Raw genomic sequence first — 14,705 nt, 5'->3', positions numbered from 1 at the left:
CCTTTGTTTATAAAACTTTTTATTTCCACCTGGCATGCACGTATGAAAAAGCCTGCTTCGCTGCGCCCTAAGATCCTGCACCGGAATGAAAAATGGACGAGTTCATACTTTCGTAATCTTTTTGTGAGAGCTTGTTAATGATTTCGTTCTTGTTCGGTTACGGTTATTGCGTATGCTTGGGAGGCATAAGGAATAGGGGATATTCGCCTGCGGCTAAAGCAAGGTATACTAGAGGAAATGTACAGGGTGCAGGGAGAGGTGGAGTCAGCATGGCAGCCACAATCGTAATTGCTGATGATGAACATAATATAACCGATGTTTGCCGCCGCTATTTGGAGCGGGAAGGCTACACGGTATGGATCGCCCATGATGGAATAGATGCCCTTCGTCTATGGGAGGAGCATGCGCCGGATTTGCTGGTGCTCGATCTGATGATGCCGCGCAGGGATGGCTGGGAGGTATGTGAGACCATCAGGCAGGCCAGCGATGTTCCGGTTATTATGCTGACTGCCCGGGGCGAGGAGCGGGATCGGCTGCTGGGTCTAACAATGGGCGCTGATGATTATATGACGAAGCCATTCAGCCCGCGTGAGCTTGTGCTCCGCGTGAAGAATATATTGCGCCGCACGAAAATTGCGGCAGCGTCTGCGGCAGCCTTGGCAGCCGGCACAGCCTTGACGCCGAATGCGGGCCGCGGGAACGGCGCGGATGCGATTGTTCCAAGCATGGCGATTCATTTTGAAGGCTTATCTATTTTTCCTGAGGAAAGAAGAGTCGTGGCGGAGGAGAAGGAAACGGAGCTGACTGTGAAGGAATTCGACCTTCTGCTGACGTTAGCCGAATATCCGGGACGGGTATTCTCGCGCAGCCAGCTGCTCGGCCGAATATGGGATATGGATTTTGACGGGGACACGACAACGGTGACCGTTCATATACGAAGGCTCCGCGAGAAGCTGGAGCAGGCTCCTTCAGAGCCGCGCTGGATCAAAACCGTATGGGGCATCGGCTATAAGTTCGATGCGAAGGGGCAGTCATGAAGCTGCGCGTCTATCTATTGATGGCGAACGCGGCTAGTATATTGGCTATTGTCGTACTGCTCGTCTTCTTCTACCAGTACATGCTGCTTTCACAGAAGCAGTTCATCTGGCTCTCCAGCGTATCGCTCGGAGCGGGATTGCTGTCGGGTACGCTGCATTTTATTCTGGTCCGGCCGGTGGAGCAGGCGGTACTGAGAATTCGTGAAGGCTCGGCACGCATTGCGGAGGGAGACTTCGGCGCCCGCGTGGCGCAGGTTGGACCGGTGGAGCTGAAGCAGCTTGCAGGGCAGTTCAATGATATGGGCAGCAAGCTTGCCGCAAGCTTCGAGCAGCTTCAGGCGGCTGAGACCGCGAGGCGGGAGCTCGTCGCCAACATGGCGCATGATTTGCGTACACCGCTTGCTTCCCTGCAGGCTTACGCCGAAGCGCTCGAGGACGGAGTCGTACAGGATGAAGCGACCGTCCGGCGCTATATGGCTACGATTCGGACGGAGTCGATAAGGCTTGGACGGCTGATGCAGCAGCTGTTCGAGCTCTCGACGCTGGATGCAGTCCATCCTTTAAATGGTCAAGCAGGCGGTGACGGGCTTGGATCAAACGACAATTGCCTGCTCGAGGATGTGCTGGTGGAGCTCCTTCCGCGGTTTGGGCCGCCGCTGGAAGCAAAGTCGATTACCCTTGAGGTGAAGGTTCCGGAGCAGCCGTTTGCATGCCTGCTATCTTCGCAATCGCTGCAGCGGATTCTGCAGAATCTGCTTGAGAATGCGATTCGCTACTCGCCTGACAACGGCATGATCTTCATTGAAGGTCAAATCAATGATGACGGCCGCATTCAAATTGCCGTATCAGATAGCGGCGAAGGCGTCGCTCAGCAGGAGCGTGAGCGGATTTTTGACCGGTTTTACCGCGTAGACCGGTCGCGCGGGCGCGGGAGCGGAGGCGCAGGACTTGGGCTGTCCATTGCGAAGTGGCTCGTCGAGCAGGCGGGCGGGGAAATTGGAGTCGTATGCGGCGAAGAAAGAGGCAGCACCTTCTGGTTCACGGTTCCGGCAGCGGAATCGGAGCGGCTCCAGCGGCGGTTAGTCCATGTTTAAGAAGGAATGAACAGCTCCTGATGGCAGGTTTACCGATATAGATTTCACCTGATGACAAAAGTAGAAGGAGGAGATTCGGTTGAAACAATGGCTTGCATTTATGCGCAGAGGGTACGGCAAGAAGCTCGTATCGCTTCATTCCTGGAACGGCTGGATTGTCGTCATTCTGGCATTGACCGGAATTGTGCTGTTCCAAGGAGCATGGCGCGGCATACTCGGGGAAGGACGCGTCATTATCCGCTGGCTGCACATTATAGTGGGCCTGGCTTCCCTAATTCCTGTCGTATTCTACCTGGTGCTTGCCTCCAAGCACTGGAAGCAGCTGAAGGGCAAGGGCATGCAGCGGGCGAACGTTGTCATTGTGCTGGGTTTATTAGTGGGCTGGCTGCTCTCCGGCGTGCTTCTCTGGCAGTTCAAAGCAGTTGGTCCGGCATGGTCGAATACCGCGCTAACCATTCATGATCTGCTGACCTGGGTCGGACTGCCTTATATTATTTATCATTCCTTAACGCGTCTCAAATGGCTGAAGCAGCCGCATCGGCTTACGATTAAGACCGGCAATCCCGGCGAAGGCGTGCATCCTGCAGCAAGACCGGAAGCGGTTTTGTCGCGGCGTGCTTTTATCCGGACGGCCATTGGCGCTGGGATCGTCATTGCCGTCGGGCCATCCTTCTTAAAATGGATGGGCAGCCAGTTGAATTCGGGAGCGGACATCGAGCAGCTTGTCCAGTCTGATGCGAATAAGCTCATTCCTGCTCCAGCGCCGCTGCCGGCATCCCTGCCTCCAATCGGCGGGGGGAGCAAAGGTTCCTTCCGTATCTACACGGTGACTCCGATTCCAACCTTTGACAACAATAGTTTCTCGTTCACGGTGGATGGACTGGTCAATAACAAGCTGCAGTGGAATTGGGAGCAGTTCGTAAAGCTGAAGCGCACGGTGCAGGTTAGTGATTTTCACTGTGTCACGGGCTGGTCGGTGTATCAGAACACATGGGAAGGCATTCTTCTTAAGGATCTGCTGAAGCTGGCCGGGGTTAAACCAAGTGCAAAGACGGTTAAGCTCTACTCCGGCGACGGTGTGTACACGGACTCCTTGACGCTGGATCAAGCGAATATGGACGATGTTATGGTTGCGCTCCTGCATGACGGCAAACCGATTCCGAGCGACCTTGGCGGTCCGGTCCGTCTCGTTGTTCCGAAGATGTACACCTACAAATCGGTTAAATGGCTGAACCGGATTGAATTAATTGAAGGGGATCATACGGGATATTGGGAAGAACGCGGTTATTCGACGGATGCATGGGTATAGATTGGATGCCGGGCAAGGCTGTTCCTTTAAAGGAGCAGCCTTTGTCCGTTATAATGAACAGTGAAAAGCCCAGTCAGGATAAAATGGAACAATAGGAGGGGCAATATGCTGCTGGAAGTAATTGCGACGAACTTGGCGGATGCCATCGCTGCGGATCAAGGCGGTGCGGACCGTATTGAGCTCGTAACGGGTATGCTGGAAGGGGGATTAACCCCCAGTTTAGGACTTATCGAACGGGCGGCGGGCTCGGTATCAATTCCGGTTAACGTCATGGTGCGGCCGCACAGCTTGTCTTTTCATTACGATAAGCACGATGTTCAAACGATGCTTACTGATATTCGCCATATACGCAAAACTGGAGCAAGAGGGATCGTCATTGGCGCTCTGACCCAAGAGGGCCGGGTAGATGTTGGTTTGCTTCAAGGTCTGCTTGCCGAAGCGGGCGAGCTCGATGTTACATTCCATCGTGCATTCGATGAAGCGGCGGATTTGGCGGAAGCGCTCGAAACGCTGTCGGAATTCCCGCAAATCAGCCGGGTTCTCACCTCAGGAGGGACAGCTCCGGCGCCGCAGGCAGTGAACCGGATTCAGGAATTGAACCGCCTTGCCTCCAAGACGCATCTTAACATTCTGGCAGGTCATGGTTTGACTGTTGACGGGATAGGTGCTTTTGTCAGGGAAACCGGTGTGCAGGAGGTTCACTTCGGCTCGGCGGTCCGGGAGGATGGGCATGCATTGAAGCCGATTGATCCTAAGCGGATTGCCATGATCAGAACGAACCTAAACTTGAGCCCAGTGAAGAAATAACAGAAGATAGGCAGCGGGGCTTTATGAATCAAAATGCACAAGAAACAACGGGATATCCCGAAGCGGGGTATTCCATTGATTCTTGTGCCGGTTACGTCTATCTGTCGGTTTTCTTCTGTTTCGTTTGAAAATTGCTGACGGACTTTGCGTCCTCGATATGATCGTTTACAAAGGCCATGTCCTGATTTTTCGCTTTCATATGCGTGGTGCCTTTGTAGTTTCCTTCATGTGATTTGTTCTCCAATTGAATCACCTCCGCACAAGTAGTATGCACGTGTTCATGAGGGTGCATGCAAAGGAAAAAGCCGCGCTGCAAAAGGCGGGGAAGACGATTCCAGCGTCATTGATTTTGGCGGCCATGCTTTTTTTCGTTCGTAATATTCGCCCGCATCGGGTATAATGTCCCTTAGATTGTTTAATTGGGAACAGGGGTGTCTTGTAATGGCTTTGAAAGCTGGTATTGTAGGTTTGCCGAACGTCGGGAAATCAACATTGTTTAACGCAATTACGCAAGCGGGCGCGGAGTCTGCTAACTATCCGTTTTGTACAATCGACCCGAACGTCGGCGTCGTAGAAGTACCGGATGAGCGTTTGGATAAATTAACGGAGCTAGTCACTCCGAACAAGACCGTACCGACAGCCTTCGAATTTATTGATATCGCCGGTATTGTTAAAGGCGCGAGCAAAGGCGAAGGCCTTGGCAATAAATTTCTAGCGCATATCCGCGAGGTGGATGCGATCGTTCACGTCGTACGCTGCTTCCAGGATGAGAATATTACGCATGTCTCCGGCAAAGTGGATCCGATCGGGGATATCCAGACGATTAATCTGGAGCTTATTCTTGCGGATATCGATTCCGTTGACCGCCGCATTGAGCGCAGCAAGAAGAATTTAAAGGGCGGCGACAAGAAATACGTTCAAGAGGTTGAAGTGCTGGAGCGGATTAAAGAAGCTCTCTATAACGATCAGCCTGCCCGCAGTCTGGAGCTTACAGAAGACGAGAAGCTGGTCGTTCGTGATCTGCACCTTCTTACGATGAAGCCTGTTCTGTATGCGGCTAACGTAAGCGAAGGCGAAGCGGCAAATTCCGATGGCAATCCTTTCGTGAAGCTGGTTCGTGAGTTTGCCGCACCTGAAGGTGCCGAGGTGGTTCCGATCAGTGCAAGAGTGGAAGCGGAGATTGCTGAGCTTGAGGGTGAAGACAAGGAGATGTTCCTGGAGGAGCTTGGCTTGGAGCAATCCGGTCTTAATCGCCTCATCCATGCAGCTTACAAGCTGCTCGGTTTATACACGTACTTTACGGCAGGCGTGCAGGAAGTGCGCGCTTGGACGATTCGCAAAGGAATGAAGGCGCCGCAGGCGGCTGGCGTGATTCATACGGATTTCGAACGCGGCTTCATCCGTGCCGAAGTGGTTTCCTACGATGATCTTATCGCTGCAGGATCGATGAATGCAGCCAAGGAAAAGGGACAGCTTCGTCTGGAAGGTAAAGAGTATGTGGTCAACGACGGTGACGTCATGCATTTCCGTTTCAACGTGTAGCTTTGCTTGAACCGGCAGCGGCATGTCCTGGAGTGCGTGTTCCTTCTAGGTCGCCGACTGCTTATGGAGGACCCGGCTAGCGCGGGTCCTTTTGCTGTGTAAAGGGTCTGTCTGCCTGCGTATGTAAAATCTCCAGAATTGTCACGTTTATGGACTGACCCGCGTTATGCTATAATAAGAAGACTATACGTTGGATACTAATCATAATGAACCAATAGGGGTGAATGCAATGTTGGACCGTTTACAGGCGCTTGCTGACCGGTATGATAAATTAAGCGAGCTGTTGTGCGATCCGGATGTCGGTAGCGATCCGAAACGTCTGCGCGAATACTCGAAGGAGCAATCGGATTTGCAGGGCGTTTACGCAGCATATACGGAATACAAGCAAGTATCGGAGCAATTGGAAGACGCTAAGGTCATGCAGGGCGAGAAGCTCGATGACGAAATGCGCGAAATGGTAAAGATGGAGATCGAGGAGCTGTCCGCGCGCGTTGCGGAGCTTGAAGAGCAGATTCATTTCCTTCTCCTGCCGAAGGATCCGAACGACGATAAGAACGTTATCGTGGAGATCCGCGGAGCGGCAGGCGGCGATGAAGCGGCGCTGTTCGCATCTGATCTATACCGCATGTATATGAAATTCGCAGACTCCCAGGGCTGGCGTGTGGAGCTGATGGAAGCCAATGAGAGCGACCTTGGCGGCTTCAAAGAGGTTATCTTCATGGTTACCGGCAAAGGTGCCTACAGCAAGCTGAAGTTCGAGAGCGGCGCACACCGCGTACAGCGTATTCCGGTAACGGAATCAGGCGGGCGGATTCATACTTCAACATCGACCGTAGCGGTTATGCCTGAGGTTGAGGAAGTTGATATCGAGATTTCGGATAAAGACATCCGTGTCGATACCTACTGTTCAAGCGGTGCGGGCGGTCAGTCCGTTAATACGACCAAATCGGCGGTACGCGTACTGCATGTGCCGACCGGCATCATGGCGCAGTGCCAAGACGGCAAATCCCAAAATGAAAATAAAGCGAAGGCCCTGCAGGTTCTTCGTGCACGAATCTCGGACGTTATCCGCCAGGAGGAAGAAGCCAAGTATGCCGGCGAGCGCAAGAGCAAAGTCGGTACAGGCGACCGGAGCGAGCGGATCCGGACATATAATTATCCGCAAAGCCGCGTAACCGATCACCGCATCGGCTTGACGCTTCATAAGCTGGATTCCGTCATGAACGGTGACATGGAAGAGATCATTAATGCGCTGACATTGACAGCGCAGGCGGAATTGATGGAGCAGGAGAATTTAGCATAAGCGTGAACCAGCAGCGCAGCATAGAGGTCTATGAAGTCGCAGGAGCACGTAATCGAAAATCCAAAAGCCGCGGGTTGGAGCGTAAGTTCCTTCCGGGCTTTTGTCTGATACGCAAAAGGAACGATACAGAGAGAGGGGCGCTTATGAAGTGACGGAGCGCAGCATGAATGGCAGCGGGGGGTTCAGCAGCGAACTGGCCTCCCGCATGCCGATATCAATTGGGGAAGCCTGCTTGCAGGCTTCTTTGTTTTTGGAGGCTCAAGGCGTGGGCGAGCCTCGGGCGAACGCCGAGCTGCTGCTCATGCACCAACTCGGGCTTAGCCGGGCGGAGCTGCTGCGCGATCTGCGCGACCCATTCCCGCAAGGGCAGATGGAAGCATGGGCAGCGCTCATGGAGCGTAAAGCTGCAGGTGAGCCGGTGCAGTATATTATCGGCGAGCAGTGGTTTTACGGGTTATCATTCGCAGTAACGCCGGCCGTGCTTGTTCCAAGGCCGGAGACGGAGCTGCTGGTCGAAGCCGTGCTGGAAGCGGCCGACCGTTTGTGGCCGGAGGCGGCGGGCGGCGAAGCGGTAAGTGGCGAAGCGGTGAGTGGCGAAGCGGTGAGCGGCGAAGCGGTGAGTGGCGAAGCGGTGAGCGGCGAAGCGGTGAGTGGCGAAGCGGCGGGCGGAGATGCGGCGAGCGGAGATACGGTGGATCGCGAAGCGGTGTTGGTCAGTGACGGGCCGACCGTGGTCGATGTCGGCACAGGCAGCGGAGCCATTGGCGTGACGCTGGCTGCGCTGCGTCCGCGGTGGCGCGTATGCGCGTCCGATTTATCGCCGGACGCGCTGGCGGTCGCCCGCTCGAACGCCGCCCGCCATGATGCGGCGGAGCGCATGGCGTTCGTGCAGGGCGACCTGCTCGGGCCGTTTGCAGTGCCGCGGCCCGAAGAAGATGCAGCGGCCGGGAATCTGGCCGGCCTGCGCATCGATGTGCTTGTCTCTAACCCGCCATATATTCCGGCGAGTGATATTCCAGGCCTGCAGCCGGAGGTCCGCGATTATGAGCCGCGTCTGGCGCTCGACGGCGGCGATGACGGCCTCACGCCTTATCGGCGCATGATGGAACAGCTTCCGCTGCTGGCCGTGCTGCCGCGTATTGTGGCATTCGAGCTTGGCCAAGGTCAAGCCGATGCTGTCGCTGCCATGCTCCGTGAGTACGGTGCATGGAGCGAGGTCAGGATTATTACGGACTACGCCGGCATTGACCGGCATGTATTGGCTGTTCTTAGCTAGTCAGGCTTTGTCAGACATGCCATAACAGCAGCCCAGCTCTCAAATAAGCGGATCAGCCATGCATCCGGCACAGCTGATCCGCCGGATTTTGCCAAGCCCAAGATCTTTCGATTGGAGGTACAGTGGGGATGAGAATGAGAGCCAGTTTGATTAGGGTCGCTGCACTGGCTTTATATGCCGTTTCTTTCTTTTTCATGGCCATGCTCATGATTAAGTTCAGCAGCCTGATTTTCACATTCAAGAACATCTTTCTCATTCTGCTGCACCCCATCATTCCTGCCTCGCTCTTTGGCTTCCTGGTGGGCTTAGGAACGTTAGTCGTCAATCTGGATATGGGCCGTAAACTGCAGTATACCAAAAGCCGGAGGGTTGCCTTTCTCAGTTTCCTGGCATTAATTCTTACCTTGGTTCAGATCGTGCTGGTATGCATGGACGGCTTGATTAACGCTAGTCTCGTGATGAGCTGCCTTGTCTATGTGAACTGGTTTATAGTCGGGATTTACACCGCTACCTCCTTGTCGCAGCGTGCAATGTCTAATGTCATGAACGATGAGCTGATCCGCTGATTAGTCCGATAAAACTCCGATATGTCCTGGAATTCGCATCATTCTTGGTTCCAACACCCCAATCTGCTTTACGGGTTCATACCCGATCCGACCCGATCCGAGACCCGATCCGCTCAAGGCGGCGCCCCCCGTTGCATCCCGATGCTTAATAGACAGCAGTTCTGCCCCTTTATCCAATGCCTCATACTCCCAAGCAGCAAAATAAGCCGGACCCTCAATCAGATTCCATGTGTATTTCTTATCAGTAGTCTGCATCACATATGTAATGGATCGAGCGGGGAAAAACTTTACCCTCGCTGATTCCAAGTTAGTAATCTATTTTATAGATTACTAGGTTTAGAGAATCCGATAGCCGGACATAATGGGGATATGATCGTTCCGGAACGCAAGCTGATGCACCGACGGGTGCCACAAAGGAGCTTGTCGTTATGATTCGCACTTATTCCCGTTTTCCTTATCGCACGTCTTATACTTATCTTTTCTTTGCGATCGTCATGCTTCTTATGTGCTGGGAAGGCCAGCGTGCTGATGCAGCAATCGCCGGCGGTGATATTCCGAAGGATTCTATCCGTCTTCGCATTCTTGCCAACTCCGACAGTGCGGCGGATCAAGCTGTCAAACGTTATGTCCGCGATGCGGTTGTTGCAGAGATTAACACCTGGGTATCGGGTCCGCAAACAATTGACCAGGCCCGCCAGACGATTCGTGCTCATATTCATGATATTGAACAAGTGATCGGAACAAAGCTGGCCTCGCGCGGTTTCACTTACGGCTTCAAAGCTGAGCTGAGCGTGGTGCCTTTTCCGACTAAAATATATGGCAATAAAGTATATCCGGCAGGGAATTACGAAGCGCTGCGCATAACTCTTGGCAGTGGTGCAGGGCAAAACTGGTGGTGCGTCTTATTCCCGCCGCTCTGCTTCGTTGATGCAGTCAGCGGCGAGGCTTCCGCAGCGGATAACGACCAACCCGTCAATAAGGACGGTAAAGCACAAAACGTTTCGGTATCGAAGCAGGACACTGGTAAACAAACACAGGCTGCTGCCGTTGATGCAGGAGCTCAGCAGGCAAACAACGCTTCCGCTGAACAGCAGGAACCGGAAGTGAAATTCTTTCTTTGGGAAATGATTAAAGCCATTATTAACTTTATCAAGAATCTGTTTAGTTAAATGCAATAGCATCTTCTCACTCATGAACGCGATATGGAAGCTCTGCCTGCAGCTCACAGGAAATTATTGTTCCGCTGCCGGGCATTATTTTCAGAATCGATCCGATCTAACGAGCAAAGGCTGCCCGGCAGGGGGATTCCCCTTACTGAGCAGCCTTCTTGTGTTCCGGGTGACTTCCGGCTCAAGTGCGGTTAAGCTTCACGCTTATGCCGCATTCTTCTGCGCTTCCTCGTTCCGGCGGATTTTTGGAATGAACAGGCAGATCGGCAGGGCGACGATGACAATCAGCGTGGCGATAAAATAAACATCGTTGACGCTCATCGTGAAGGACATCATTTGGATATACGACTCATCTGTCGCGCCGCCGACCGCCAGATGCTTTGCATGCTTGAGCGTCTCCGTGGTAAGCAGCGAGCTGAAGATGGCGATGGCGAAAGAACCGAATACGTTCCGTGTCCAGTTGCTGATGGAAGATGCATGCCCGCTTAACTGCTTCGGAATTTGCTCCATTCCGGCACTGCTGGCCGGCATCATGGAGAAGGCGATCCCTAAGTTTCCTCCGGATCCCGCTGTATTAGAGCAGTTTCCTTCTGATCCGGGGGACCCAAGCGCCCTTAGATGTTTTCCTGTTTGCGGGGTATGGTATAATGAGGGCAAATACGGCAAAAATGCTGCGGATAGGAATTGAATCTTCACATGAGTACAACCACATTATGGCAAGTTGATGACTATGACAGCAGGGAATCCGGATTAGAGGAAGCAGCAGCCCTGCTTCGGACGGGAGGCACGGTTGCCTTTCCGACTGAGACGGTTTATGGGCTGGGTGCCGATGCACGGAGCACGGCTGCGGTTGAACGGATTTTTGCAGCAAAAGGGAGACCGGCGGATAATCCGCTTATCGTGCATATCGCAGAATTGAGCCAGCTGGATGAGCTTGTTCCTCCGCCCGGGCCGCTGGCGAAGAGGCTGATGGAACGCTTCTGGCCAGGCCCCCTGACTCTTGTGCTCCCGGTTATTCCGGGCGCGGTATCACCTCGTGTAACGGCCGGGCTGGCTACAGTCGCGGTGAGGATGCCGGCTCATCCCGTTGCGCTTGCGCTGATCGCGGCTGCGGGTTGCCCGGTCGCAGCGCCGAGCGCCAACCGTTCGGGCCGCCCGAGCCCGACACTAGCCAGCCATGTGCTGGCTGATCTTGGCGGCCGCATTGACGGAATTGTCGATGGCGGAGCAGCGGGCGTCGGTCTCGAGTCGACCGTCGTGGAGATCGACGGAGATACGGTCCGCATTTTGCGCCCGGGCGGTGTCACCGCCGAAGCGCTGCGCGAGATCGGAGCGCATGTAGCGTACGATGCCGCCGCCGCTCCCGGCAGCAGAGGGGGCGCGGCTCCCCTGGCGCCCAGCGCGGCGGCCGCCCTTCCGCAGCCTGCGGGGAGCGGCCGCCCACCTGGCACAATTGAGCCCGCAGGCGGCGGGGAAGCTCACGCAGCGACAGCCGCCGCGCCTCGCTCGCCCGGCATGAAATATGCGCATTACGCCCCGCAGGGGCTTATGCAGCTGGTCAAAGGCGAGGCCTCCGCAGTCGCCGCTTATATCCAAGCGGCCGTCCGCACGGCTCAGTCGCAGGGCGAGCGGACAGGCGTGCTCGCCTTCGCGGAACATGCCGCCGCCTACGACGCGGACCATGTCCTTGTCGTTGGCAGTCTCGCGCAGCTGGAAACGGCTGCGCACGGCCTATATGCCGCACTTCGAGCGTTCGATGAACGCGGCGTGCAGCGCATATGGGCTGAAGCCTGCCCCGAGGAAGGAATCGGGCATGCGCTGATGAACCGGCTGGTGAAGGCGGCCGGCCATCAGATCGTCAGCATCTAGCGCAATCAACTCCTTCTGATCCGCCCGTTGCGGCTCGCCCAGCGGCATCCCGGTCATGTTTCCCATCTTGTCCGCATATGCTTGAGAAAGAATGCGGACAAGGGGGTCTATCGGGAATGGCAATGATGGAGACAGGCATGCATACCGGGCAACTGCTCACGCTTCTGATCATCGCGCTGGCTTTAGGGATGGATGCCTTTTCCCTGGGCATCGGAATCGGGCTGAAAGGAATTCGGCTCCGTGATATTATTAAACTAAGCGCGATTATTGCGCTGTTTCATATATTGATGCCCTTGATGGGTATGGTTACAGGCCAATATGTCAGTACCCTCCTCGGCGGTGTTGCGACACACGTTGCGGGCATTCTTCTTTTGCTGCTCGGCGGACATATGATATACAGCTCGCTGCGCGGGGAAGCGGTACAATCTTTTGATCACCGCACGGTATGGGGAATGCTGGTATTTGCGCTTAGCGTCAGCATCGACTCTTTTTCGGTTGGCATTTCACTTGGGATGTTTGCGGCAGATGTACTGCTGACCGTACTCTTATTCGGTTTTTTTGGCGGACTGATGTCCATACTCGGGTTAATGCTCGGCAGACGCGCCAGCTCAAGCCTGGGCGAATACGGAGAGGCATGCGGCGGTGTCATCTTGTTCACATTTGGCCTGCTGTTTCTCTTTTAATAAACGAAGAGCTTATGATGATGCTCATAAAGGAGTGCGAGACGCTTGAAACGGATATTGTTTGTTTGCACCGGCAACACCTGCCGTTCACCCATGGCGGAAGCAATGCTCCGCGAGCTGGCTGCACGCCAAGGCAGGCAGCTTGATGTTCGTTCGGCAGGCGTGTCTACCGTCGACGGCCTGCCTATCTCTGCTAATGCGCAAACGGTTCTCAAAGGGCGCAATGTCCCGCATTTGGGCAACTCCAGTGCAATTGATGGAGGCAGCATCGTATGGGCGGATTTGGTATTAACGATGACGACCAGCCATAAACGTCAGCTGCTGCAGCGGTTTCCGCAAGCGGTAGACAAGACGTTTACGCTTCAAGAGTTCGTTAACAGCGATGAACAGGTACTCGCGGATATCGCAGAGCTGGAGGCTCTTTACTCGGATTGGCAGATGAAGCAGATTCTCGGCCAGCAGCTGAGTGAAGAGGAACGCGTCCGCTTGCTCCAGCTCGAACAGCGCATTCCGAGCTTCGACATCGCTGATCCCTTTGGCGGTCCGCTGCATGTCTACGAGCAAAGTGCAGCCGAAATCGAGCAAGCGCTCATGAAGCTGCTTAACAAGCTGAAGCGATAGCATCTGGACTAACAGCAGGCTGCAATAGCCGGCCATCCTACGCTTAAGACACAAGGTCATAACGTTTCCGACAGCCATGGGAAACGGTTGATTTCAAGCCGGCTTTCCCGTATAATTAAAGCAATAAAGATGGTTTCCGATGTAACTGGCGACGAAAGTGGATCAAACCACGGTGGAGCATCGGATCATACGGCCGGTCGCCTGGGCAAAGAGCAGCGTGCATACAGCACGTCTTGCTCTTTTTTCGTCTTTTTGGACGAAATCAGGTATACTAAGCAAATCGACAAAATCCGCCGGGAGGCGGCCACAAGGGAGGATTATTCATATGAAAATCGCTATCGGCGCGGATCATGCCGGCTACCGCCTGAAAGAAGAACTGGTGCCGTTTATCCAATCGCTGGGCCACGAAATTGAAGATTTTGGCTGTAACTGTGACCAATCTGTTGATTATCCAGATTATGCCCTTCCGGTTTGCGACAAGGTTTCGGAAGGTCAAGCTGATCGCGGTATTTTGATTTGCGGGACAGGTATCGGGATGTCCATCGCTGCGAATAAAGTTCCTGGTATCCGCTGCGCGCTGGTTCATGATATGTTCTCGGCCAAAGCGACACGAGAGCACAACGATACGAACGTGCTTGCAATGGGTGAACGTGTAATCGGCCCTGGTATTGCCCAGGAAATCATTCGCATCTGGCTGGAAACGCCATTCTCAAACGGCGAGCGCCATGTCGGACGAGTGGGCAAAGTTATGCAGCTGGAATCCAAATATGCATCGCATCCTTGAGTAATGGAGCGTGAAACTTTTGAGTGATGGACGCAGCCTTGCGACGGCAGCAGCTGACGTGGAGACGGTCATTCGCGAGCTTGCGGATGCAGGCGGGCTTCGCGCCGGACAGCTGTTAGTGATTGGGGTTTCAACAAGTGAAGTGCTCGGCCAGCGGATCGGCACATCCGGTACGCTTGAAGCGGCACAAGCCATATATGCAGGCGTGGAAGCGGTGCGTCGGGATATTGGTTTTTATCCGGTATTTCAGTGCTGCGAGCATTTGAACCGGGCGCTTGTCATGGAGCAGGAAGCGGCGCAGCGGTACGGATTAGAGCCGGTTAATGCCGTTCCCGTGCCCAAAGCCGGCGGCTCCATGGCGGCTTACGCCTTTAGACACCTGCCTCATGCCTGCTTAACGGAAACGGTTCAAGCGCATGCCGGCATCGATATCGGCGATACCTTCATCGGCATGCATTTACGCCGCGTAGCTGTGCCGATCCGTCCATCGATCCGCTCGATCGGAGCTGCACATTTGACAATGGCTTATACGCGGCCCAAGCTCATTGGCGGCGCCAGGGCGGTTTACACGCTGGAATCAGAAGCCGATGGCGGTACTTGCGATTAGTTCATTTCAGATAACCAAACATGCAATTTAAATTTAGG

17 protein-coding genes and 1 riboswitch are annotated in these 14,705 nt (G+C 54.4%); of the genes, 14 read left to right on the top strand and 3 right to left on the bottom strand.

The window, feature by feature from the left end; genetic code table 11:
- Positions 1-269: 269 nt before the first annotated feature.
- The 4 genes from ACFPYJ_RS01370 (at position 270) to ACFPYJ_RS01355 (ending at position 4,247) form a co-directional block, all read left to right on the top strand.
- Entirely contained in the window at positions 270-1,037 is a 768-nt protein-coding gene (locus tag ACFPYJ_RS01370) for a response regulator transcription factor (RefSeq protein ID WP_379186240.1), read from the top strand.
- Positions 1,034-2,131, top strand: coding sequence for a sensor histidine kinase (locus tag ACFPYJ_RS01365; protein ID WP_379186239.1), 1,098 nt, complete (start codon positions 1,034-1,036; stop codon positions 2,129-2,131). The genes ACFPYJ_RS01370 and ACFPYJ_RS01365 overlap by 4 nt, the downstream gene beginning before the upstream one ends.
- A 79-nt stretch (positions 2,132-2,210) precedes the next feature.
- Positions 2,211-3,440 carry a molybdopterin-dependent oxidoreductase gene (locus tag ACFPYJ_RS01360; protein ID WP_379186238.1) on the top strand — a complete coding sequence of 410 codons (1,230 nt, stop codon included), beginning with the start codon at positions 2,211-2,213 and terminating at the stop codon, positions 3,438-3,440.
- A 105-nt stretch (positions 3,441-3,545) separates the two neighbouring features.
- Positions 3,546-4,247, top strand: a complete 702-nt coding sequence (locus ACFPYJ_RS01355; RefSeq protein WP_379186237.1) for a copper homeostasis protein CutC — start codon at positions 3,546-3,548, stop codon at positions 4,245-4,247.
- Positions 4,248-4,344: 97 nt separating this feature from the next.
- On the opposite strand, the gene ACFPYJ_RS01350 is transcribed toward ACFPYJ_RS01355, so the two are convergent.
- On the bottom strand, positions 4,345-4,491 hold the full coding sequence (locus ACFPYJ_RS01350; RefSeq protein ID WP_379186236.1) for a hypothetical protein: 147 nt from the start codon (positions 4,489-4,491) through the stop codon (positions 4,345-4,347).
- Positions 4,492-4,688: 197 nt separating this feature from the next.
- Here ACFPYJ_RS01350 and ychF point away from each other — a divergent pair, with 197 nt between their 5' ends.
- The 4 genes from ychF (at position 4,689) to ACFPYJ_RS01330 (ending at position 8,934) form a co-directional block, all read left to right on the top strand.
- Positions 4,689-5,789, top strand: a complete 1,101-nt coding sequence (gene ychF / locus ACFPYJ_RS01345) for a redox-regulated ATPase YchF (RefSeq protein ID WP_379186235.1) — start codon at positions 4,689-4,691, stop codon at positions 5,787-5,789.
- Positions 5,790-6,018: 229 nt separating this feature from the next.
- On the top strand, positions 6,019-7,092 hold the full coding sequence (prfA, locus tag ACFPYJ_RS01340) for a peptide chain release factor 1 (RefSeq protein WP_379186234.1): 1,074 nt from the start codon (positions 6,019-6,021) through the stop codon (positions 7,090-7,092).
- Positions 7,093-7,297: 205 nt separating this feature from the next.
- Positions 7,298-8,368: a N5-glutamine methyltransferase family protein gene (locus ACFPYJ_RS01335; protein WP_379186327.1), complete on the top strand. Its 1,071-nt coding sequence runs from the start codon at positions 7,298-7,300 to the stop codon at positions 8,366-8,368.
- A 128-nt stretch (positions 8,369-8,496) separates the two neighbouring features.
- The gene (locus tag ACFPYJ_RS01330; protein WP_379186233.1) at positions 8,497-8,934 is read left to right on the top strand and encodes a hypothetical protein; all 438 of its coding nucleotides are present in this window, start codon (positions 8,497-8,499) and stop codon (positions 8,932-8,934) included.
- On the opposite strand, the gene ACFPYJ_RS01325 is transcribed toward ACFPYJ_RS01330, so the two are convergent.
- Complete coding sequence (locus ACFPYJ_RS01325; RefSeq protein ID WP_379186232.1) at positions 8,935-9,111, bottom strand: hypothetical protein; 177 nt, start codon at positions 9,109-9,111, stop codon at positions 8,935-8,937.
- 251 nt (positions 9,112-9,362) lie between these two features.
- On the opposite strand from ACFPYJ_RS01325, the gene spoIIR reads away from it, so the two are divergent.
- The gene (spoIIR, locus tag ACFPYJ_RS01320) at positions 9,363-10,103 is read left to right on the top strand and encodes a stage II sporulation protein R (RefSeq protein ID WP_379186231.1); all 741 of its coding nucleotides are present in this window, start codon (positions 9,363-9,365) and stop codon (positions 10,101-10,103) included.
- 204 nt (positions 10,104-10,307) lie between these two features.
- Here the strand turns inward: spoIIR and ACFPYJ_RS01315 are convergent, their stop codons facing one another.
- Positions 10,308-10,637 (bottom strand): MFS transporter, encoded by a 330-nt coding sequence (locus ACFPYJ_RS01315; RefSeq protein WP_379186230.1) that lies wholly within the window; start codon positions 10,635-10,637, stop codon positions 10,308-10,310.
- A 162-nt stretch (positions 10,638-10,799) separates the two neighbouring features.
- Here ACFPYJ_RS01315 and ACFPYJ_RS01310 point away from each other — a divergent pair, with 162 nt between their 5' ends.
- The 5 genes from ACFPYJ_RS01310 (at position 10,800) to ACFPYJ_RS01290 (ending at position 14,667) form a co-directional block, all read left to right on the top strand.
- Positions 10,800-11,972: an L-threonylcarbamoyladenylate synthase gene (locus tag ACFPYJ_RS01310; RefSeq protein WP_379186229.1), complete on the top strand. Its 1,173-nt coding sequence runs from the start codon at positions 10,800-10,802 to the stop codon at positions 11,970-11,972.
- Positions 11,973-12,094: 122 nt separating this feature from the next.
- Complete coding sequence (locus ACFPYJ_RS01305) at positions 12,095-12,655, top strand: manganese efflux pump MntP (protein WP_379186326.1); 561 nt, start codon at positions 12,095-12,097, stop codon at positions 12,653-12,655.
- A gap of 45 nt (positions 12,656-12,700) precedes the next feature.
- Positions 12,701-13,276 (top strand): low molecular weight protein arginine phosphatase, encoded by a 576-nt coding sequence (locus tag ACFPYJ_RS01300; protein WP_379186228.1) that lies wholly within the window; start codon positions 12,701-12,703, stop codon positions 13,274-13,276.
- A gap of 131 nt (positions 13,277-13,407) precedes the next feature.
- Positions 13,408-13,490, top strand: a riboswitch (ZMP/ZTP riboswitch).
- Between the two features lie 111 nt (positions 13,491-13,601).
- Positions 13,602-14,060 carry a ribose 5-phosphate isomerase B gene (gene rpiB / locus ACFPYJ_RS01295; protein WP_379186227.1) on the top strand — a complete coding sequence of 153 codons (459 nt, stop codon included), beginning with the start codon at positions 13,602-13,604 and terminating at the stop codon, positions 14,058-14,060.
- Positions 14,061-14,079: 19 nt separating this feature from the next.
- On the top strand, positions 14,080-14,667 hold the full coding sequence (locus ACFPYJ_RS01290) for a TIGR01440 family protein (protein WP_379186226.1): 588 nt from the start codon (positions 14,080-14,082) through the stop codon (positions 14,665-14,667).
- Positions 14,668-14,705: the final 38 nt, after the last annotated feature.

Origin of the sequence: Paenibacillus solisilvae (assembly GCF_042656405.1) — a bacterium.
Classification (GTDB): domain Bacteria; phylum Bacillota; class Bacilli; order Paenibacillales; family Paenibacillaceae; genus Paenibacillus_Z; species Paenibacillus_Z solisilvae.
The sequence above is the reverse complement of the archived record's forward strand: the minus strand, read 5'-3'. Positions and strand labels throughout refer to the sequence as shown.